The 21,945-nt window shown below is 67.0% G+C and carries 17 protein-coding genes and 1 riboswitch; of the genes, 8 read left to right on the plus strand and 9 right to left on the minus strand.

All coding sequences use genetic code 11. The features are described from left to right. Window positions 1-59 precede the first annotated feature (59 nt). The 6 genes from FM104_RS10475 to FM104_RS10500 form a co-directional block, all read right to left on the minus strand. Window positions 60-2,303 (minus strand): glycoside hydrolase family 31 protein, encoded by a 2,244-nt coding sequence (locus FM104_RS10475; RefSeq protein ID WP_087132189.1) that lies wholly within the window; start codon window positions 2,301-2,303, stop codon window positions 60-62. Further along, window positions 2,300-3,424 (minus strand): glycoside hydrolase family 15 protein, encoded by a 1,125-nt coding sequence (locus tag FM104_RS10480; protein ID WP_087132190.1) that lies wholly within the window; start codon window positions 3,422-3,424, stop codon window positions 2,300-2,302. The genes FM104_RS10475 and FM104_RS10480 overlap by 4 nt, the downstream gene beginning before the upstream one ends. Before the next feature lie 76 nt (window positions 3,425-3,500). Beyond that, a complete protein-coding gene (locus FM104_RS10485) occupies window positions 3,501-4,745 on the minus strand; it encodes an ABC transporter substrate-binding protein (RefSeq protein WP_087132191.1) in 1,245 nt (414 codons plus the stop codon). Window positions 4,746-4,790: 45 nt separating this feature from the next. Further along, the gene (locus FM104_RS10490) at window positions 4,791-5,606 is read right to left on the minus strand and encodes a carbohydrate ABC transporter permease (RefSeq protein WP_087132192.1); all 816 of its coding nucleotides are present in this window, start codon (window positions 5,604-5,606) and stop codon (window positions 4,791-4,793) included. After that, a complete protein-coding gene (locus tag FM104_RS10495) occupies window positions 5,599-6,546 on the minus strand; it encodes a carbohydrate ABC transporter permease (protein WP_087132193.1) in 948 nt (315 codons plus the stop codon). The genes FM104_RS10490 and FM104_RS10495 overlap by 8 nt, the downstream gene beginning before the upstream one ends. Next, window positions 6,543-7,772, minus strand: coding sequence for an ROK family transcriptional regulator (locus FM104_RS10500; RefSeq protein ID WP_087132194.1), 1,230 nt, complete (start codon window positions 7,770-7,772; stop codon window positions 6,543-6,545). Before FM104_RS10500 ends, FM104_RS10495 begins: the two co-directional genes overlap by 4 nt. Before the next feature lie 182 nt (window positions 7,773-7,954). On the opposite strand from FM104_RS10500, the gene FM104_RS10505 reads away from it, so the two are divergent. From FM104_RS10505 to FM104_RS10510, 3 genes are read left to right on the plus strand one after another with little or no spacing between them, the layout of a single operon-like run. Further along, the gene (locus FM104_RS10505) at window positions 7,955-10,828 is read left to right on the plus strand and encodes a TIM-barrel domain-containing protein (RefSeq protein ID WP_218778573.1); all 2,874 of its coding nucleotides are present in this window, start codon (window positions 7,955-7,957) and stop codon (window positions 10,826-10,828) included. Between the two features lie 6 nt (window positions 10,829-10,834). Continuing rightward, window positions 10,835-11,290, plus strand: a complete 456-nt coding sequence (locus tag FM104_RS16630) for a carbohydrate-binding protein (protein ID WP_218778574.1) — start codon at window positions 10,835-10,837, stop codon at window positions 11,288-11,290. Between the two features lie 24 nt (window positions 11,291-11,314). Beyond that, window positions 11,315-14,215 carry a TIM-barrel domain-containing protein gene (locus FM104_RS10510; RefSeq protein ID WP_087132195.1) on the plus strand — a complete coding sequence of 967 codons (2,901 nt, stop codon included), beginning with the start codon at window positions 11,315-11,317 and terminating at the stop codon, window positions 14,213-14,215. Between the two features lie 347 nt (window positions 14,216-14,562). Here the strand turns inward: FM104_RS10510 and FM104_RS10515 are convergent, their stop codons facing one another. Next, window positions 14,563-16,116 (minus strand): hypothetical protein, encoded by a 1,554-nt coding sequence (locus tag FM104_RS10515; protein WP_087132196.1) that lies wholly within the window; start codon window positions 16,114-16,116, stop codon window positions 14,563-14,565. Between the two features lie 91 nt (window positions 16,117-16,207). After that, window positions 16,208-16,317: riboswitch (TPP riboswitch) on the plus strand. On the opposite strand from FM104_RS10515, the gene FM104_RS10520 reads away from it, so the two are divergent. From FM104_RS10520 to FM104_RS10530, 3 genes are all read left to right on the plus strand, one after another. Next, window positions 16,310-16,951 carry an ECF transporter S component gene (locus FM104_RS10520; RefSeq protein WP_087132197.1) on the plus strand — a complete coding sequence of 214 codons (642 nt, stop codon included), beginning with the start codon at window positions 16,310-16,312 and terminating at the stop codon, window positions 16,949-16,951. (Overlaps the previous riboswitch by 8 nt.) Before the next feature lie 2 nt (window positions 16,952-16,953). Further along, window positions 16,954-18,423 carry an ABC transporter ATP-binding protein gene (locus FM104_RS10525; RefSeq protein WP_087132198.1) on the plus strand — a complete coding sequence of 490 codons (1,470 nt, stop codon included), beginning with the start codon at window positions 16,954-16,956 and terminating at the stop codon, window positions 18,421-18,423. Then, on the plus strand, window positions 18,420-19,199 hold the full coding sequence (locus FM104_RS10530; protein WP_087132199.1) for an energy-coupling factor transporter transmembrane component T family protein: 780 nt from the start codon (window positions 18,420-18,422) through the stop codon (window positions 19,197-19,199). The genes FM104_RS10525 and FM104_RS10530 overlap by 4 nt, the downstream gene beginning before the upstream one ends. Before the next feature lie 23 nt (window positions 19,200-19,222). Here FM104_RS10530 and FM104_RS10535 read toward each other — a convergent pair whose 3' ends face one another. Together FM104_RS10535 and FM104_RS10540 are read right to left on the minus strand one after the other, a co-directional pair. Then, a complete protein-coding gene (locus FM104_RS10535) occupies window positions 19,223-19,585 on the minus strand; it encodes a DUF488 domain-containing protein (protein WP_087132200.1) in 363 nt (120 codons plus the stop codon). A gap of 67 nt (window positions 19,586-19,652) precedes the next feature. Beyond that, a complete protein-coding gene (locus FM104_RS10540) occupies window positions 19,653-19,892 on the minus strand; it encodes a hypothetical protein (RefSeq protein WP_087132201.1) in 240 nt (79 codons plus the stop codon). A 294-nt stretch (window positions 19,893-20,186) separates the two neighbouring features. Here FM104_RS10540 and FM104_RS10545 point away from each other — a divergent pair, with 294 nt between their 5' ends. Then, the gene (locus tag FM104_RS10545) at window positions 20,187-20,948 is read left to right on the plus strand and encodes an SDR family NAD(P)-dependent oxidoreductase (protein WP_087132202.1); all 762 of its coding nucleotides are present in this window, start codon (window positions 20,187-20,189) and stop codon (window positions 20,946-20,948) included. Window positions 20,949-20,992: 44 nt separating this feature from the next. Continuing rightward, window positions 20,993-21,823: an SDR family oxidoreductase gene (locus tag FM104_RS10550; RefSeq protein ID WP_087132203.1), complete on the plus strand. Its 831-nt coding sequence runs from the start codon at window positions 20,993-20,995 to the stop codon at window positions 21,821-21,823. Window positions 21,824-21,945 lie beyond the last annotated feature (122 nt).

A 21,945-nucleotide genomic window follows, 5' to 3' on the forward strand; every position in this document is an offset into this window, starting at 1 on the left:
AGCCTCCTCAGATCTGCGGTGGCGGCACCGCTCTCGTACGGATGGAACCGCACCTGGCTTCACCTCAGAGGTGTGAGGATGGGTGCCAGACCCTGCCAGGACTCATCTCGGACGAAAACGGGAATGGAAGTCCGCTCGGACACGTCCACCGATACCGCTCGACCGCCAGCAATCTGTTCGCCAGTGCGAGCCTCGACCCAACAACCAGCGGGCAGGTAGACCGACCACTCGCGAGCGCCCGGCTCGAGTACGGGGGCCACAAGGACATCGGGGCCGAGCATCCACTGGAGCGGATGCTCCCACACGGCCGGATCGGCCGGGTAATCAAAATACAGCGGTCGCATCAGTGGCGCCGACGACTCAACGGCATACGCGGCCGCGTCGGTCAAATATGGCACGAGACGTTCCCGCAGTTGCACGAGGGCCCGAACATCCCTGATAACCGCGTTGTCTCCCGTCAGCTCCGCGATGTTCCACGGTGTGCGGTCGTTGGAAGGTGACCGGTGGTGGTTGAACTCGGAATGGTATTGCATGATCGGCACGAAGACACTCGCAGCCATCGCCCGGACATACAGCTCTGCGTCGGGGATCGGACCGGAGAAGCCCGCGATATCCCACCCCCAGTAGACGATTCCGCAGGAGGCCGCCGAGAGCCCGGCGAGCATCGACCAGCGGAAAGCCTCCCATGTGGAGTTCTCGTCTCCCGCCCAGAACGCGCCGTGAGCGGGTGAGCCCGTGAATCCGGCGCGGCTGAAAGTCACCGGCGCCTTGTCCGACGATTCGAGAAGCTGTCCGTAGGCGGCGGCGTAGGCGACGGGGAACCGGTTGTTGGACTGGTCGCCGGACGAACCGTCGAGGTAGACGAGGTCCTCGCCCCACGCGTGCTCGCCGCCGTCGGTCTTGAAGCCGTCGATACCCACTTCGTCGACGAGGTAGCGCCGCTTCTCGGTCCACCACGCGGCGGCACGCTCGTCGGTGAGGTCGGGCATGAGCGAGAGGGGGAACCACCAGCCGCGGTTCCGATACGGGCGGAGCGTGCCATCCGGTGCCTTCTCCCGGATGACCACGTCTTCCGCGAGCGCGGCACGTGCGTCGGCTGCGGCTTGCCCGGTCGGATGCGGGCGGAGCTTGAGCAGTGGGATCTGCCACAGGTGCACGCGCACGTCGTGCTCGTGCAGTGCGTCGACCATGCCCTTGGGGTCGGGCCACGCACCGCCAGCGGGGAACGTGAAGTCGGCAAGGCGCATCGGACCGCCGTCCTCACGTACGGTGTACTGCGCGTCGCGGAAGATCGTGAAGCTCTTCTCGTCGCTCCATGCTTCGATCACGACGTTCCGCACTGGGATGTCGTGCTCGCGATGGAGTGCCATCTGCCGCTCGACTTCGGCCTGTGTATTCCACTCGTTGCCGCTGGCCCAGAGCCCGAACACCCACTCCGGAAGCACGCGCGGACGCCCTGTCTCTGCGAGGAACGCATCGAGCACAGACGTGGGGTCGCCCGAGTACAGGGCGAGGGAGAGGGCTTGCGGGTTGCCGGAAGCCGCGTCAACCTCTGCCTCGATCACGAGCCGGTTGGGGTGCCGCTCGCCTACGTCGAACCAGACGCGTCGCGAGGTGCGCACATGGAAGCCCCAGCCCCGACCACCAACGACGTGGGCGAACGGCATGGGCAGGTAGGTGCGTCGATGCGCCCCCTGACTCTTATACTGCTCGAACACGACGGAGTCGAGGCGCGTGCCACGGTGGTCCAGTGCGTCGTAACGCTCACCGAATCCCGTGACGTGCTCCCCCGGGGCGAGCGGAAGGGCAAACCGTAAGCGATGGATCCGCTCACCGTCGTCGAGAACCTCGACTGTGCCAGCCATGACGGGGACGGCAGTCCCGTCCACCGCAAGCGCCGCGGGATCCGCGGCGCGCCAGGCGGCGACCCGCGTCTCGAACCAGCGGGTGCGGGAGACACGGTCGGAACCGGCTGCGGCAAAGCGGTAACGCATGATGCTGCCAGCGGTCGGAGTCTCGAACGCCACCTGCCATCCGCCCGCGGTCCGCGCAGTGCGCGCCTGCGCCGAAGCGAGGTGTCCCCCATCGACATCTTGCCCGCGCGACGACCTGACGACGCGCTCGAGCGGCAGGGTCGTCACGTCACCGTCGTCTACCCGAAGCTGGAGCACCACCGCGTCGACGTCGCCGGAAGTCCTGACACCGAGTCGGAGGGGAGCACCGGCGACAGGTTGGACGGGACTGCGCTGCTCGGTGTCGTCGGAGTACGGGTGCCCGGACCCGGAAGGGCGGTGACGGATCATGCTGCCAGCTCCGTTCCATCGACTCCGAGTTCGGTGGCCAGGCGCAGCACCATCGCGTGACTCCACAGCAGAGGCGTCGCGACTGGTCCCCAACGCTCCAGCCATTCCTCTCGATACTCGGGGGCGAGGAGGTACCCGGCGACCTGTTCCGGCAGCATGCCGGTGTCAGTGGCAGTGCACGCGGCCCATTCCAGCAGACGCTGGGCTTCGTCTCGCTCCCCGGCCGCGGCATAGGCCAACCCGAGGAAGCACGACAGGAGTGGCCAGCGGCCGCCGCCGAAGAACGTGTCGGCGCGGAAGCGGTACACGCCCCCGTCGACCTCCAGCTGCTCCGACACCGCGTGAAGGGTTCCCGCGGCCAGTGCAGAGCTGGCGTCGATCACACCGAGCGGCGCGATGAGCGCGCTGAGACTGCCGTCCACAGCGTCCGAACCGATCCATTTCACGAGGTGGCCATCGACGACAGCGTCGCGAGTGAGGCGGGCGCGTACCTCGGCTGCTCCCGCTCGGGCGCGCTCAGCACGCTCACCCGTCACCAGTCCGGACTCCGCCGCTTCGCGCAGGCCCGCTGCGATACAGCCGAGTGTCGATCCGTGGACGGCTTCGTCATGCTCCTCCCACCAGTCGTAGCATGGGCGCTCCCACGAGCTCAAGAGGTAGTCGACTGCGAGTGCGGCGGCGTCGGCCCATCGTGCCGGGTCAATGCCGTGTCGCTCGGAGTGGGTGGCTGCGGCCCACAGCCACGTACCGTAGCCGTCGAGCTGGAAATCCCACCAGTCGTCCAATCCCAGGGCACCGTCGAACGTGAAGCGAGCTGGCAGCATCTGCTCGTCTGGGAGCGGGGTGCCCGCGTCGGCGGCTTCGACGATGTCGCGGATGCGGTCGGCATAGCGGGTGAGGACCATTGCGCACCAGTCGTGGAACGCCGAGGCGGAGGCCACCTCCCCCGCAGCGGAGGCGCTGTCGGCGATGAACGAGCCGTCGCGGAACCAGCAGTAGCCACGGTACGCCGAGAACGACGGTGAGGCGGGGTAGGCGCCGTTGGGCTCCTGCAGCGAGGTGATGACGGTGCGAGAGCGGTCGAGGAGCGCGTCGAGGGCGACGCGGGGTGTGGTGGTCATGAGTCCGTTCAATCCATTTCGGGGAGAGTCACGATGGCCGGGGGGGAGTGCTCCCGCCCCGGCCAGTAAGCGGATGTCAGCCGAGGAGAGGCGCGATGCGCTTCTCGGCGTCGGCGAGGGCATCTTCGACGGTCTTGCGGCCCGCGGCCGCTTCAGTCAGCTCCTCAGTGACGATGTCCTGCATCTGGGCCTGGCCGTCGCCGATGGAAGGAGCGAGTGCCACCTCGTCGAGCGAGTCGAACACGGCCTGACGGTTGGTCGGCGGAGTGATGTCGAGGTAGGCGGACAGTGCAGCCTCGTCAGCGATCGGTGGGAGCTCCCATCCGGCAGTCAGACGCGTGTCGACAGTGGTCTTAGAGCTCGTCAGGAACTCGGCGAACTTCGTGGCTGCGTCCTTGTGCTTGGTGCCCGCTGAGACACCGACGGCGTTGGAGAACATCGCACTCGCGTGCTGCGCGTCACCGGGTTCAACGGCGATATCCCACGTGATACCGGCGTCAGCGAGACCGCCGAACATCCAGATGCCGCTGTGCCACATCGCAAGCTTGCCATCGGCGAAAAGCCCACTGTCAAAGTCAGGTGTTCCAGCCCCCTGCTCGGCGGTTGGCATCGTCGTGCCGCTCTTGCTTACCAGCCACTCGGCGGCCGCGATTCCCTCAGGGCTGTTGAACCCGAGCGAGCCGTCCGCCTTGAGGAACTCTCCACCGGCCTGCGCGACGGCCTTGTAGAACTCGTGATACGAGATCGGCTGGTAATCACCCCACACCCCCGCGCCTACGTCGGTGAGCTTCTCGGCGGCGGCTTTCTCATCGGCCCAGGTCCAGTCGGCGGTGGGGTAGTCGAGACCGGCCGCATCGAACAGGTTGGAGTTGTAGAACAGGACGACGTTGGAGAACGAGCTCGGGAGCGCATACTGTGTGCCATCGGTGGCGTACGCCTCCGCGAGCGACGCCTGATACACGCTCGCATCCACACCCTCAAGTTGCGCGAGCACACCGCTCTGCTGGTAGGCGGCGTAGTTCGCGAATTCGATATCGAACACGTCAGCGACCGTCCCACCGGCAAGGTCGGTCTGCAGTGCCGTGAAGTAGTCGGCGTAGGGCAGCGTTTTCACCTCAACCGTGATGCCCTTGTTCTCCTTCTCGAAGGCATCGACGATCGCCTCGAGATTCTTCTCATTACCGCCGGCCGAGATGAAATTGGAGTACGTGATCGTCACGTCATCCTCCACAGTGGGGTTGGTGGGTCCGGCGCAACCTGCGAGGGCGAGCCCGGTAACGGCGAAGATGCCGATCCCGGTGAGGGGTGCTGTGCGATTCATGGGATATCTCCTTCGATACGGTGTGCGAGGTGAGGTAGTGCGGGTTTACTTGATGCCGCTGGAGGCCACGCCTTGGATGACGTAGCGCTGAGCGAACAGATAGATGGCGAGCATGGGGAGGATACTGACGACGGAGCCCGCCATCATCACATCCCACTGCGTCGTGTACTGCCCCTGGAGCCCGGCCAGCGCCAGCGGCAGCGTCTTGAGCTCAGCCGAACGCAGGATGATGAGCGGCCAGAGGAAACCGTTCCAGCTGTTCATGAACGAGAACACCGCGAGTGTCGCGAGAGCCGGCCCCACGAGCGGAAGGACGACCGTACCGAAGATACGGAAGTGGCCGGCGCCGTCGAGCGTGGCCGCCTCGTCGAGCTCGCGCGGCACGCCGTTCATGGCCTGGCGGAGCAGGAACACGCCGAACGCGCTAGCGACCCCCGGAAGCAGGACGCCGAGATACGTGTCGACGAGACCGAGATCGCGCATCTGAACGAACAGCGGCACGATGAGCACCTGAATGGGGATCATCATCGTCGCGAGGTACACCGCGAACACTGCTCCGCGGCCGCGAAACGGGAGACGGCTGAAAGCATAGGCGGCCATCGAGCTGGTAATCAGCTGGAAAACCGCGGTAGCTGCGGCGAGCCCCAGCGAGTTTACGATTATCCGAGCAAACGGTAGCTCGGAAAACAGCGTCTGGTAGGCCGAGAATGACGGCTGATCAGGGATGAGCTGAGGGGTCGCGTCGAGTCCGGCACCAGACGAGAATGACGTGGACAGCGTCCACAAGAACGGGAAGAACATCACGATGGCGCCGAGGATCAGAACCGTGGTGAGCAGAGCGCGCTGGGTCTTCTCACGCATAGGTCACCCACCTCTTCTGACCGACGATCTGGACTACCGTGACACCGAGGACCAGGACAAACAGCATCCACGACAGGGCTGACGCCTCCCCGGCGGCGCCGTAGCGGAAGGTCAGATCGTAAATCTGCTGCACGACAACCGTGCTCGACCCCGCCGGTCCGCCGCCGGTCATGGCGTAGACCTGGTCGAAGACCTGGAAGCCGTTGATGAGGGAGATCACGACGACGAAGAACGTCGAGGGCGACAGCAGCGGGAGGGTCACGTTGAACAGGCGCCGCCACGGCCCCGCACCGTCGACCTTCGCTGCCTCGTACATCTCTTGCGGGATGGACTGGAGACCCGCGAGCAGGATGATCATAACGAAGCCGAGGTCCTTCCACGCTGAGGCGAGGATGATCGATGGCATCGACCATGCGGGGTCCGCCCACCACCCGGGTCCGTCGATGCCGAACACTGCGAGGGTCGCGTTGACGATTCCGACTGACGGGTTGAGCAGCCAGCGCCATACGAGGGCAACCACGATCCAGCTCGTCACGACGGGGAGGAAATACACGCCCCGCAGAATGTTGCGACCGCGCAGCCGCACGTTGAGAGCAAGCGCGAGGGCGACTCCGCCGACGTACACGAGGGGCAGATAGCCGACGAGGTAGTAGAGGGTGTTGAGGAACGCCCGCTGCGTCGTTGGATCCTGCACGAGGTGCACGTAGTTGTCGAAGCCCACCCATTTCATAGGCGCGAGCAGGTTCCACTCGTGCAGGCTCGTCCACAGCGCGCCGAACATGGGGTAGACCGTGAAGAGCGCGAGCGGGACTGCACTCGGCAGCAGGAAGGCGAGCACAGTGAGGGCATAGCGCATGCGACGTCGGGGGCGGCGGACGGGCGGGGCCTGGGCTGGCTCGCGCCCGACGTCGGTCGGCAGGGGCCGGACCGCGAGGGTCATTTCGCGCCGCCGCTCTCACCGGGAGCGACCGAACGCGCCACGCCGAGTCGCTCGCGCACGAGGCGTCCCTGCTCACCGGAGCGTCCCTGGTCGTCGAACGGTGTCGAGAGCACGAGCGAGGCCGCTCCCTGCGCCCAGCGGTCATCTTGCCAGGTCTCGACCGCGACCGGAACGGCGCGGTTGCGCGGGATGAGACCGGCACGGAACGCCGGCTCGAACCCGAACGACCAGTGCCGCCACGACTCGACGCCTTCGCCAAGGATGATCACGATCTCCGGATCGAGGACGTTCACGACGCCGGCGAGCACCCGACCAAGCAGGTGCCCCGCGTGCGAGAAGAGCTGCTGGGCACCGCAGTCGCCCGCATCCGCGAGGGAGCGGAGCACCGCGATACCGGCGTCGCGACCGATGACGCGCTGTTCGCGCGCGCGATGGACGAGGGCCTCCTGACTCACCAGGGCTTCGAGACAGCCGTGACCTCCGCACTGACAGAGGGGACCGTCCTCCTCCACCGGCACGTGCCCGATCTCGCCCGCGCCGCCGCTTCGTCCCAGCAGCACACGACCGTCCGCCACCAGCCCGGCACCGACACCCGTGCCGATCGTCAGGACCAGGACGTTCTCGTGGCCGCGGGCCTGGCCGTGCAGGGCCTCGGCGATCGCAAGCGCGTTGACGTTGTTCTCGACGAGCACAGGGAGGTCGAGCTCACGGCGGAGGGCTTCCCCCAGGGGCACGCGCTGCCAGCCGAGCTGCGTCGAGTCGACCGTGCCGACCGCCTGCTCCTCGACGTTGCCGGGCACCCCGACGCCGACGCCGAGGAGGGGCGCACCGTCTCCCCCGCCGATGAAGGCGCGGAGCCTCTCAGCCAGGCGCGTGGTGGCGGTGCCCGAGGCGGCGTCGAAGGGCTCGGTCGCGGAGCGGACGACGGTTCCGTCGATCCCGACCTCCACGACGGTGATGTGGTCGGCGACAACCTTGACGCCGATCGCTCGCCCGGCGTCGGCCACGAGTCCGAGCAGTCGCGCGGGGCGTCCGCCGCTGGAAGGACTGTGGTCGAGCTCGACGAGCAGTCCGTCAGCGATCAGCTGACGCGTGTGCTGAGTGATGAGGGCGGGCGAGACATCAAGCTCCCTCGCGAGGTCGGCACGCGAGGTGGGGCCGCTGCCGCCGATGAAGGCGAGCACGGCCGATCGGGTGACATCGGCGCGGGCGGAAGAAGACGGCACGTGAACCCCTTTGTTTAGGTCTGAATGAACGTTAGGACACGACGCGCGCGGACGTCAACTGGAACTTCACCGACGAGCCCGAAAGCCACGCACCAAATATCGGTTTCATGGAAAGGGTTGATCTTGGACTCATGGATAGTCCACACTCTCCACTATATTCAGACCTGAACAAAGAGGTTCCCATGTCTTCTGCTGCACGGACTCTTCCCTCCGCGGGTCCCCGCCGCGCGATCGTGCTCGCCGCGGGTGTCGTGATGGCCCTCGTCATCGCCCTTCTCGCAGCGACGCCGGCACACGCGAACACGCTGGACGGGGTGTGGCACAACCCCTACGGCAATGATGAGCTGTACGCCACACAGCCCACCGAACGATCGCCGCGCGACCCTATGGCGGGTGAGAACGTCACCGTCCGCGCCACCACCTGGCCCATCGCCTCGGGGCAGTCGGTCTGGGTCACATGGAGCGTCAACGGCGTCGCCCAGACTCCGCGCGGCGCGAGCTGGGACTACAACTCCGGCAACAACACCTACTGGAAGATCGATCTCGGCTCCTTCGCCCGCGGCGATGACGTCGAGTACACGGTGCACGCCGACGTCAACGGCGGCGTGCAGCGCGACATCGGCCCGTTCTCGTTCGCGACCACCTCGTGGAGTACCGTCACCGATGTCACGAACGTGATCGACAACGGCACCTCGGTCGACATCGTGACAGGAGACAGCGCCGGCGACTTCACCCCGAAGGTGCGCTTCGCCTTCCCGCGCCTGGACGGCTACGACGTGCAGATCGCACCGAACGGATCAGGCCTGAACCTCAGCGGTCTCACGAGCTACAGTGTCACGAACGGCGCATCGCAGGTGACCATCGCCACGAGCCAGCTCGTGCTCAAGATCGACAAGAGCCCGTACCGCCTGTCGGTCTACAAGGGCGACGGAACCACGCTGATCACCCGCCAGTACGACCCAGCGCAGTTCCGCAACATCGGATGGGCGAGCGATGGCAGCTCCACCGTGACCAAGATCGAGGACCACTTCCTGAGCCCCGCCGGCGAGCGATTCGAGGGCTTCGGCGAGCGCTACGACCGGCTCGACCACCGCGGCACCGACGTGCACAACTACGTTTACAACCAGTACCAGGATCAGGGCACCTCCCGTCGCACCTACTACTCGGTGCCGTACTTCGCCAACTCCGCCGGCTACGGCGTGCACGTGCCGAGCACCCGGTACGCGATCTTCAACCTGGCGACCTACCGCTCCGACATGGCCGGCTTCACCGTCGACACCGGCGGCGCCCTGAACTCGACCATGACCTACCAGTTCTTCACCGGCGACCAGACGGCCATGCTCGACGACCTCACCGCCGAGACCGGCCGACCACTCCTCCCGCCCAAGTGGGCCTTCGGTCTCTGGGGCTCGGCGAACGAGTGGAACACGCAGGCCGAGGTCGACACGTGGCTGAACCAGGTGGACTCTTCCGGCATCCCGCACAGCGCGCTCGTCCTCGAGCAATGGAGCGACGAGGCCACGTTCTACCTCTGGAAAGACGCGCAGTACACGCCCACCTCGGGGAGCGGCTCCCTCGACTACGCCGACCTCACCTTCCCTTCGGGCGGCGCATGGAGCAACCCGAAGCAGATGATCCAGGACGCCCACGACCAGAACATCAAGGTCATCCTGTGGCAGATCCCGGTGCTCAAGGAGAACTTCACCTCCAACCCCTCCACCGCCCCGCAGCAGCACCTCAACGACAAGGCCTACGCTGCGGCGCAGAACTTCCTCGTGAAGGACGGCGACGGCCAGCCGTACCGCATCCCGACCGGCCAGTGGTTCGGTGACAGCACGGTGCCCGACTTCACGAGCACAGCCGCCACCGACTGGTGGATGAGCAAACGCGCATACCTGCTCGACGACCTCGGCGTCGACGGCTTCAAGACCGACGGCAGCGAGGCCCTGTTCGGACGCGACCTCCAGGCGGCCGACGGCCGCCGAGGCGACGAGATGCACAACGCCTATCCGAACGAGTACACCCGCGCCTACAACGACTTCGTGCAGCAGAAGACCGGCGGCGACGGCACGATTTTCAGCCGCGCCGGCACCTCCGGGGGCCAGAGCCAGTCCATCTTCTGGGCGGGCGACCAGTCGTCGACGTTCGGCGCCTTCCAGGAGGCGGTGCGGGCGGGTCAGAGCGCCGGGCAGTCGGGCGTTCCATTCTGGGCGTGGGACCTCGCCGGCTTCACCGGCTCGTTCCCCAGCTCCGAGCTCTACCTCCGCTCCGCGTCGCAGGCGACCTTCTCGCCGATCATGCAGTACCACTCCGAGAAAGCCGACCCCACGCCCTCCGAGGCGCGCACGCCCTGGAACGTGCAGGCGCGCACCGGCGACACGAGCGTCGTGCCGACGTTCACCAAGTTCGCGAACGTCCGGATGAACCTCGTGCCCTACCTCTACACCGAGGCCGACGACAGCGCCTCGACGGGCGTGCCGATGATGCGGGCGATGAGCCTCGCATTCCCCGGCGACGCGACGGCGGCGACCTACGACCAGCAGTACCTGTTCGGCTCGCAGCTGCTGGTCGCCCCGATCACGACCCAGGGGCAGACGGTCAAGGACGTCTACCTGCCCTCGGGCGAGTGGTACGACTTCTGGAACGGCGGACGCGCGATCGGCAACGGCGTGAAGCAGTACTACGCCGGGAAGGACACGATCCCCGTCTACGCCCGGGCCGGAGCGGTCATTCCGCTCAACCTGAACGACGCGTACCAGCTGGGCGGCACGATCGGCAACGACGTCGAGACCTACGACAACCTCGTGTTCCGGATCTACCCGTTGGCGTCGAGCACATACGACTACTTCGAGGACTCGGCCGACGCGCACCGCACCATCTCGGTCACGTCCGACCGCGTGGCGCGCACCGTATCGGTCTCCGCTCCGGCGCTGACCACCGCGGCGACCTACCAGGTCTCGGGTACGAAGCCCACGGGTGTCTCGGTGGCCGGTTCGGCGCTCACCGAGGTGAGCTCGGTGTCGGCGCTTGCCTCGGCGAGCACCGGCTGGTTCTAGGATTCGGTGCAGCAGCTGACCTACGTGAAGGTGGGAGCGAGCACCTCCGCCCGTACGATCGCCCTGAGCGGGGTGGACAAGGCTGCCTACGAGGCCGAGTTCGCCGCACAGACCGGCGTGAGCACCAACACCGACCACCCCGGCTACACCGGGTCTGGCTTCGTGGACGGGTTCGCCTCGAGTGGCGACGCCGTGCAGTTTGACGTGTGGGTCGAGGCGAACGCGACGCACCAGCTTCGCTTCCGCTACGGCAACGGCGCGTCCGCCTCGGCCGTGCGCACCGTCCGCGTCGATGGAACGTCCATCGATACGGTCACCCTGCCCTCGACCGGCTCCTGGAGCACCTGGGGCACGGCGTCGATCAGCGCGAGCCTCACTCCCGGCCGCCATACCGTCCGCATCGAGTATGCGAGCAGCGACACGGGCGGCATCAACCTCGACAACCTCGTGCTCGCACGCTGAGCCGGAATCGTGGAGAGACCCCTTATGAATACTGTGACAACGCGTCGCCGCGTCGCGACGCTCGCTATCGCGTCGATTGTGGCGGCCTTCCTGACCACGCTGAATGGGTGGATAGATGCTGAGTCCGCGACAGCAGCGCCATTGGGTGTGCAGCGTGCCCAGTTCACCTCCGGCTCGAGTTACCTCGTGGTCGAGGTGCTCGATGACGACCTGGTGCACTTTGAGGTGGCCGGAAGCGGCACGTCGCCGGGAACGTCGACGGCGCTGTTCACGACGCCGCAGATCGCCAGGACGAACTACCCTGGGCCCGAGACCTATTCGCGCAGCGGCGGCACGATCCAGACGGCGGGGCTACGGCTCGAGGTCAACACGTCGACGCTGTGCGTGACCGCGACCGACATCACACGCACGCCGAACCTCGTGCTGCAGACGACCTGCCCGGTCGACCTCACGCAGGCGTGGAAGGGCCTGAACATCACGAAGTCGTCGATGGAGAACGCCTACGGTCTCGGCCAGCAGTTCTTCACGGGTGCGAGCGCCGACGGTGACTGGGTGGGGCGCGTCCGCTTCCCCGGCGGCACGTACGGCAACGCGATGGTCTACGACGCCGAGAACGGCCCGGTGGGAAACACGCAGATCCCGGTGCTGTTCGCCCTGGGTGACGACAACGCCAACTACGGCCTGTTCGTCGACCAGCTCTATAAGCAGGAGTGGAACCTGACAGGCGATCCGTGGACGATGCGCACGTGGGGCGACCAGGTGCGGTGGTACCTGATGTCGGGGCCGGACCTGCCGGATCTGCGCGAGGACTACATGGAGCTCACCGGCACGCCGCCGGTGCCCCCGAAGAAGGCGTTCGGGCTGTGGGTGTCGGAGTTCGGCTACGACGACTGGTCAGAGCTCGACGACACCATCTCCGGTCTGCGCGCAGCCGACTTCCCTGTGGACGGCGCCATGCTCGACGTCCAGTGGTTCGGGGGCGTCGACGCCGACTCCGACGACACCCGCATGGGCACCCTCGACTGGGACACGACGAACTTCCCGAACCCGGCGTCGAAGATCGCCGCGCTCAAGGCGGACGGCGTCGGCATCATCCCGATCGAGGAGTCGTACGTCGGCAAGAACCTGCCGGAGCACGCCGACATGGCCGCCGACGGATACCTCGTGCGCTCTGGGTGCTCCACCTGCACACCGGCCTACCTCACGGGCAACCCGTGGTGGGGCAAGGGCGGGATGATCGACTGGACGCAGCCCGCCGCCGGCGCCACCTGGCACGACGAACAGCGCCAGCACCTCTTAGACGAGGGCGTGACCGGGCACTGGCTCGACCTTGGCGAGCCCGAGATGTACGACACGAACGACTGGACCGCAGGAGTGATCCCCGGCAAGCACGCGCACGCCGACTACCACAACGCCTACAACCTCCTGTGGGCAAAGAGCATCGCCGACGGCTACGACCGCAATGACGAGGACGCCCGCCCGTTCCTGCTCTCGCGGGCTGCAGCCGGCGGCATCCAGCGATACGGCACGGCCATGTGGTCGGCCGACATCGGCTCGACGATGAAGGCCCTCGCCTCGCAGCAAAACACCCAGATGCACATGTCGATGTCGGGCATCGACTACTACGGCTCCGATGTCGGAGGCTTCCGCCGCGAGATGCTCGACGTCGACGCCGACGAACTCTACACTCAGTGGTTCGCAGACAGCGCCTGGTTCGACACTCCCCTGCGTCCACACACCGAGAACCTCTGCAACTGCCTGGAGACCACGCCCGACGCGATCGGCGACGTCGACAGCAACCGTGCGAACCTCATGCGCCGCTACGAGAACGCGCCCTACACGTACTCACTCGCGCACCGCGCGAACCGATACGGCGAACCACTGGCACCGCCGCTCGTGTACTACTACCAGAACGATGACAACGTGCGGGAAATGGGTCACCAGAAGATGCTGGGCCGCGATCTGATGGTGGCGATCGTGGCGGGATCCGGCGAGCGGGAGCGCGACGTGTACCTGCCGGCGGGCGACTGGATTGACATCCACACGAACGAGCGCATCTCGAGCACGGGTCAGTGGATCTCCGATGTGCCACTGTGGCGCAATGGAGTGTTCACCCTCCCCGCCTATGCCCGAGCGGGTGCGATCATCCCGCAGGCGTACGTCGATGCCGAGACGAAGGACATCACGGGTCTACGCTCGGACTCAACCGTGCACAACGACCAGATCACGACCGTCTACGCCGACGGCAACGCGTCCAGCTTCACGCTGTACGAGGACGACGGCGCCAGCACGGCCTACCAGAGCGGCGCGGTGCGCACGACGGAGATCAGCCAGTCGATGACCGGGAGCGTCGCCACCGTCACGGTGGGTGCGGCCTCGGGCACGTACACCGGCGCCCCGTCATCACGCCCGACGGTCGTCAAGCTCGTCACCGACGACACACAGGCCGCCTCGGTGACTCTCAACGGCAGCACCCTCACCGAGCACGCCAACAAAGCCGCCTTCGACGCCGCGAGCAGCGGCTGGTACAACGCGGGCGGCAACATCGTGATCGCCAAGGCGGCCAGCAGGTCGGCCGGCACCGCGAAGGCCTTCGCCTTCACGTTGGGCGAAGACCCCGTATGGGCAACCTTCGCGTGCGAGTCCGCGACGACCACCGTCGGCCAGTCGGTCTACGTCGTGGGCAACATCCCGCAACTGGGCAACTGGTCGCCGGCAAGCGCAATCAAGCTCAATCCGAGTGCATATCCCACCTGGACCGGCGAGATCGAGAATCTTCCGCCCTCGAGCGGGATCGAGTGGAAGTGCATCAAACGGCAAGAGGCAGGCAATCCGAATACGGCCGATGCATGGGAGCCGGGAGGCAACAACGTGCTGAACACTCCACCATCGGGTTCCGCCGGGATCACGACAGGCGCGTTCTAGATTCTGCTCTGTATGCCGTTGAGGACGATAGTGACGACTATGAGGTCTGCGGCATCGTCGTGTCGCGCGGCAGGCTGGCAGGGCTGTTGGTTGATTTTTGAACGAACAGTCAACACCTGTGATTCTGATGGAGAAGACAGGGACTGTGCTCGATATCTCTCGTAGGAGAGGTTCCGGTTCCCGGCTACAGCGCGGCGCCCGTGCTGCCGGTCACCGAGCTCCTCGCGGAGTCGGCGGCGGAGTCGCATTCTGCGGAGCCGCACCCGGGCGTGCCGCATCCGGGTGAACGGGGCAGCCGCGGCTGATCGCACGAGCGCTCGCTCCCTCCCGGGGCGGGCGTTCTCGCGTCAGCCCTGGAGACCGAAGAGCTCGAGCGGGTGGGTGAGCCGCCACCAGGCGCTCGGGGCAGGGACCTCGTCGGCGAGCGAAACCGATGTCTGGGCATCGTTGATCGGCCCCTGAGCGCTGAGCGTGCCGACCTTCGCGCCGGCGGCGGTCTGGTCTGTAAAAGTGAAGTCGACGGTGGCGGTGGCATCCGCACCATTCCACAGCGTCACGCTGGTGTCAGCATCCGTCACGATCGCGACGCGGTCGCCCCACTCCGTGGTGACATGCCCAGTCGCGGTGCCCTGGGGCACAGACACCGGCTGAGCCGTGAGCGAGCTCTCGACGCCGGCGAGCAGCTGCCTCGTCACCGCGAGACGATCCTGATCGCTGTCCTGGCCGAGAACCGCGGTGAACAGTCGCACCGTGGTCTCGCCGATCTGCACATCCTTGGCCGTGAGCAGGTGCCATTTCAAGAGGGTGCCGGTCTTCACGCCGATGACACCTTCGTCATCGAGCATCCGGTTCGTGTTCGTGACCGTACCGACCCCGGGAATCTCCGCGGAGTGCGTGCCGACGATCTCCGCGAACACGGGATTGCGCATGGCCAGCTCTGCCAATTGGATGAGCGCCGGCGGGGCAGCGACGTTGCCCTCATCGAAGCCTGACGGCGACACCAGCGAGATTCCGGTGATCCCATGATCGCGGAGCCATCTCTCCGACGCCTCGGCAAACGCTCGATCTGATCCCCATAGCTCGTCGGAGAGCCGGTCGATGTAGTTGTTCGCCGACCCGAGCAGCACTCCCTGCAGCATCTGATATTCGGTCAGGCTGCCGCCCACAGGCACATCCAGTGCCGATTGGTTCGAACTGCGGTAGCTCCAGTAGTCGCGGTTGTCCTGAGCGGTGAATGCGAAGCTCGGGCCCTGCTCGCCGACCTTCAGCGGCAACTTGTCTAGCACCATCAGCGTCGAGACGACTTTGGTGATGCTCGCGATCTCGGCGCGATCCGTGCTCGAGGCCAGTGGCGCGAAACCCTGCACGGTCACGGCCGCGCTGCCGGTGGTCGGCCAGGCGGCGGTGGCCACAGGTGCCGGTTCGATCGTGACCTCGGCCGTCTGCACGGTCGGGGCGACGGCATCCAGCGGCCAGAGCAGAGTGGTGGCGGCATACGACGCGCACAGTGCCGCGACGATCCCGATCGGAACCAGTACCCGCGGTCGCCGCCAGCCGGGAGTCAGACGAGCGCCGGCGAAAAGAGCGGGCGCGGGCGTTGCCCGGGGGTCGGATGCTGCCGCAACGACACTCGGATCGAGCCAGGTCAGCGCCGTGGGCGGGCGCTCTTCATCCGACCACTCGGCAATCGGCGGCGTTGTCCTCGCCGGGGCCGCGCGCTCAGCTGTCCCTGGATCCGCATCCGCATCGGTAGCCGGATCTGCGTCCCACTCGCGTCCTTCGATCGTGTCGACGGCTGTCGACTCGCTCGTCGTGGCGTCCGTCGTCGTCGACCGTGATCGCGCGCGCTCACGGCGGGCACGGCGCGAGGCTGGAGGCGCCGAATCGGAGGAGGGAGTCACCCGCCTACGCTATCGAATCCAGACGCATCCGGTGGCAGCATCCGTCCCGCGGCGTCCGCCAGATTTTCTGCGGCGACCCGGCTAAGATTGACCGCATCACCACGGGAGTCCGGATAGCCGGGCTGAGAGGAAGCGAAAAGCGCTTCGACCGTCGAACCTGATCTGGATAATGCCAGCGCAGGGAGGAGCTCACATGAGTACGTCTACATCCACGCCCACCCCCGTCTCGACCGGGGTCGCGCACAATCCCTGGCGCTGGCGCGTCGTCGATATCGTCGTCGCCGCTGTGCTCGGCGTCGCGATCGGTCTCGTCTTCTGGGGCTGGAACGCTATCGGCGGCGCCTGGTTCGGCGCGGCCGACGCAGTCACCCCCGGCCTGGGCGGCATCGCCGTGGGCATCTGGCTGATCGGCGGTGTCATCGGTGGTCTTGTGATCCGCAAGCCCGGCGCCGCGCTCGTCGTCGAGCTCGTCGCCGCGATCGTCTCGGCGCTCATCGGAAACGTCTGGGGCGTCTCGACCGTGCTCTCCGGCATCGTGCAGGGCCTGGGTGCCGAACTCATCTTCGCGCTGTTCTTCTACCGTCGGTTCGGCATCGTCGTGGCTGCTCTCGCGGGCATCGGCGCGGCGGCCGCGGCGTGGGTCTTCGAGCTGTTCTACGGCAGCACCCCGAACATCCTCAAAACCTTCGAATACAACTCGATCTACCTGGTCACCCTGGTGATCTCGGGCGCGATCCTCGCCGGCGTCGTGGGCTGGCTGCTCGTGCGCGCGCTCGCCGTCACGGGCGCGCTCAGTCGATTCGCTGCCGGACGAGAACTCGTCCGAGAGGTCTGAGTATGACCGCTGCCAGCCCGGCCCGCGTCACTGCCGCGGGCTGGGGATGGCGCTACGCCGGTCGGCGCCTTCCCGCGGTGAGCGACGTCTCGTTCACGATCGAACCGGGGGAGCGGGTGCTGCTGCTCGGAGCTTCGGGTGCGGGCAAGTCCACTCTGCTCGCGGGGCTCGCCGGGGTGCTCGGCGACGCCGACGAGGGCGAGCGGACCGGATCGCTGCTCATCGACGGTGCGGCTCCCGAGTCGCAGCGGGGTCGTACGGGACTCGTGCTGCAGGATCCGGATGCCGGGATCATCCTCTCCAAGGTCGGCGACGATGTGGCCTTCGGGTGCGAGAACCTCGGGGTTCCGGCATCCGATATTCCGCACCGGGTCGCCGAAGCGATGGAAGCCGTCGGACTCGATGTGCCGCCGCGGCGCCCGACGAAGGCCCTGTCGGGCGGACAGAAGCAACGGCTCGTGCTGGCGGGCGTGCTCGCCATGCGGCCGGGGCTGCTGCTGCTGGACGAGCCGACGGCGAACCTCGACCCGGACGGCGTCGCCGAGGTGCGCGCGAGTGTGGAGCGCGTCGTCGAGTCCACCGGAGCCACGCTGGTCGTCGTCGAGCATCGCACGCCGGTGTGGGTCGACCTCATGAGCCGCGTCATCGTGCTCGCCGCCGACGGCGGGCTCCTGGCTGACGGATCCCCGGCGCAGGTGTTCGCCGAGCACGGCCGAACGCTTGCCGATGCCGGCGTCTGGGTGCCCGATCAGGACGTCGAGCTGCCGATGCTTCCGATGGCGGATGCTGTCGATGCATCCGCGCCGATCCTCTCAGCCGAGAGTCTGGCGATCAGCCGCGACCGGCGCACCGCCGTGCAGTCCGGGCTGGATGTGACAGTGCCGCGCGGTGCCGCGACCGTCATCACCGGACCCAACGGCATCGGCAAGTCGACGCTCGCGTTGACGCTCGCGGGTCTCATCCCCGAACAGGCCGGCGAAGTCGTCTCGGCGCCGAGCCTCGCCGGCAAGAACGGGCGCCGCCCCTTCCGCTGGGCGTCGCGCGAGCTGCTGACCCGCATCGGCACAGTGTTTCAAGAACCCGAGCATCAGTTCCTCGCGCAGACTCTGCGCGATGAGCTGGCGATCGGGCCGAAGGCGCTCGGGTGGGACGACGCGCGCACCGAAGCCGTCGTGGACGGGCTGCTCGAGCGTCTGGGGCTGTCTGCGCTGGCGCTCGCCAACCCCTTCACGCTGTCGGGAGGTCAGAAGCGGCGGCTCTCGGTGGCGACCGTGCTCGCAGCATCCCCCGAAGTGATCGTGCTCGACGAACCCACCTTCGGACAGGACCGGCGCGGCTGGATCTCGCTCGTCGCGCTGCTGCAGGAAGAGATCGCGCGCGGCCGTTCGGTCGTCGCGGTCACGCACGACGCCGGCGTCGTCGAGCACCTCGGCGGTCATCGCATCGCTCTGGCACAGGTGGATGCCGCATGACTGACCTCGATATCGAACGCCGCACGTGGCTGAGCGGTGTGAACCCCGTCACCAAAATCGTGCTCGCGCTGCTGCTGTCGATTCCGCTGTTCGCGTCGATCGACGTCGTCAGCGCGCTGACCGCCATCGCATTGCAGTTGCTGTGCCTGCCGCTCACTGGTCTGCGGTTGATCACGGTCCTCAAGCGCCTGCTGCCGCTGCTGGTCTTCGCGCCGATCGCCGGAATCAGCATGCTGCTCTACGCCGAGCCCGCCGGCCGCATCTACTTCAGCTTCGCCTTCGCCACGATCAGCGACGATTCGATCGCGCTGGCACTCGCAGTGGGGGTGCGCGTGCTGGCGCTCGGAGTGCCGACGATTCTGCTATTCGGCCGCACCGACCCCACCGAGGTCTCCGACGCGCTGGCGCAGGTGGCGAAGCTGCCGAGTCGCTTCGTGCTCGGCATCCTCGCCGGCACTCGGATGCTCGGGCTCTTCCTCGATGACTGGCGCACCATGGGTCTCGCCCGAAGGGCTCGCGGCGTCGGCGACACGGGGGTATTCCGCCGATTCTTCTCGATGGCGTTCGTTCTGCTCGTCTTCGCCGTGCGGCGGGGCAGCAAGCTGGCGATGGCGATGGAGGCACGCGGTTTTGGCTCCGACATCCCTCGCACATGGGCGCGCCCGTCACGGCTGCACGCGCGCGATGCGGTGGCGCTGCTCGGCGGAGCCACGATCATGGCCCTCGCGCTCACCGCGGCCGTGCTCGCCGGCACCTTCCGCTTCGTCTGGACCTGACCCGACCTGCTCCGCTTGTCGGCTCAGCTCAGGCGAGACCGCAGCACGTCGGCGAGCACGACCGCGTGGTTGTGCTCGGTGTTGTGCAGTGCGTAGACCAGTGTGACGACCGGATGCTGCGCGAGCTCGGCGACCAGCTGATCGAGCGCCTCGGCGCTCTCGTGCGCCAGCTGCTGTCGATAGCGCTCGGCGTTGATCTCGAAATCAGCATCCGGAGCCGCGTGCCAGTCATGGCGCAACTCCGTGCTCGGAGCGATGTCCTTCGCCCACAGGTCTATCGCCGCCTTCTCCTTCGAGACGCCGCGCGGCCACAGCCGATCGATCAGCACGCGGAACCCGTCCTCCGCTGAGGCGATTTCGTAGGCTCGCTTCCGACGCAGGTCCATGCCCTCAGCATCGCACCGCGGAGGATCTTCCCGCCAGGCCCCGGGAGGGGGCTCGCGATCCCTGCGGTCAGTCGCGGGCGGCGATGTCACTGGGGGCCGCGGGGACCGCGCCCGGCCAGTCGCCGAGGCGCTCCAGATTGCTCTCTCCCTGATCCTTGGAGGGAGACACCGACACCGGCACCGAGCTGAATCCGCGCTCGGTCGTGGCGGCATCCGACGTCCATCCGGCGCTCGCTGCCGCTGCGGCGACGTCGAAGGTGGTGCCCTCCGGCACGCGCACCCGGATGTCGATGGTCGCGTTCGGCATGTACCCCTCGCGCAGCAGACGTGGTGAGCCAGCGGCTAACGGCCATATTTGATCATGTCCTAGATGGGGCGTTGCATGCTGTGTCAGATGCGAGTCGTCTCTGCATGGATCCTAGTTCGCGCCGGTGCGGGGTGCGCAATGGGCAGGTCTGCCCTAATCTGGGCGCAGTCCTGCATGCAGACCCATGGGAGACTCAGGCTCACGTATGCTGGAACTCAGTCGCAATCATCGGTCGGCGTGAGCAGCCTTCAAGCTGGATCACCGTCAGACTGGAGCCGTTCGAAGGAGAACTCGATGCAGATCACGGGACAGAGCGCCCTCATCACCGGTGGCGCCAGCGGACTCGGCCTCGCCACCGCTCGCCGACTCGCCGCTTCCGGCGCGAAGGTCACGATCGTCGACCTGCCGAACTCTTCCGGTGCGGAACGTGCGGCTGAGCTCGGTGGCATCTTCGCCGCGGCCGATGTCACCAGTGCCGAAGAGGTCGCCGCGGCCGTGGCATCCGCTCAGGCTGTTGCGCCGCTGCGCGTCGTCGTGAACTGCGCGGGTATCGCCCCGCCCGCCAAAGTGCTGAATCGCGACGGCAGCCCCGCCGACCTCGTCGCGTTCGAGCGCGTCGTGCGCATCAACCTCGTCGGCACCTTCAACGTCACATCACAGGCATCGGCGATCATGGCGCAGAACGAGCCGACCGAGGGCGGGGATCGCGGCGTGATCGTCAACACCGCCAGCGTCGCGGCCTTCGACGGGCAGATCGGACAGCCCGCCTATTCCGCGTCGAAGGGCGGCGTGCACGCGATGACACTGCCGATCGCCCGCGAGCTGGCTCGCTACGGCATCCGCGTGTGCACCATCGCCCCCGGCATCATGGAGACCCCCATGCTCGCCGGTCTGCCCGAAGCGGCGCAGGAATCGCTCGGCCAGCAGGTGCCGTACCCCTCGCGCCTGGGCCGACCCGATGAGTATGCGGGGCTCGTCGAGCACATCGTCGCGAACGGCTACCTCAACGGCGAGACCATCCGCCTCGACGGTGCCATCCGGATGGCCCCGAAGTAAACCGCCCCTCGGGAACCGCATCCGTGAAAGTCTAAGGAGAACCCATGTCACTTGCAGGAAAGACCATCCTGATGTCAGGCGGCAGCCGTGGCATCGGCCTCGCCATCGCTCTGCGGGCGGCGGCCGATGGAGCGAACATCGCGATGCTCGCCAAGACCGATACCCCGCATCCGAAGCTCGAGGGCACGGTGCACACCGCCGCCGACGCGATCCGCGCCGCGGGCGGGCAGGCGCTGCCGATCGTGGGCGACGTGCGCGAGGACAGCGACATCACCGAGGCGGTGATGAAGGTGCAGGGCGAGTTCGGCGGCGTCGACATCGTCATCAACAACGCCAGCGTCATCGACCTCTCACGCTCCCTCGACCTGGGGGCGAAGAAGTACGACCTCATGCAGGACGTCAACGTCCGCGGCACATTCATGCTGTCGCGCGCGGCGGTCCCGCTGCTGAAGGAATCGTCGAACCCGCACATCCTGTCGCTGTCGCCGCCGCTGAACATCTCGCCGAAGTGGCTCGGCGCGCACACCGGGTACACGCTCGCGAAGTACGGCATGACGATGGTCACGCTGGGGCTGGCGGCAGAGTTCGCGGATGCCGGGATCGCCGCCAACACGCTCTGGCCGCGCACGACGATCGCGACCGCCGCGGTGCAGAACCTGCTCGGTGGCGACCGCGTGATGGCCGCCAGCCGCACGCCCGAGATCTATGCGGATGCGGCGTACGCCGTGATCAGTCAGTCGGCGAGCCAGCGCACGGGGCAGACGCTGATCGTGGAGGACGTGCTGGAAGAGGCCGGAGTCACGGACTTCTCGAAGTACGCCGCGGTTCCCGGTACGCCGGATGACCGGCTGTTCCCGGACATCTTCCTGGACTGAGGCCGCGCCCAACCGTACGGATGCAGGGAGTTTGAACGCCTGGCGAGAGAAACACGGGCGTGTTCGCCTGCGAGCGTACATTTTCCCTGCATCCGTGCGGGGAGCGGGGCGCGGAGACGGGC

The sequence above is a fragment of the Microbacterium esteraromaticum genome (assembly GCF_900163815.1).
Lineage (GTDB): Bacteria > Actinomycetota > Actinomycetes > Actinomycetales > Microbacteriaceae > Microbacterium > Microbacterium esteraromaticum_B.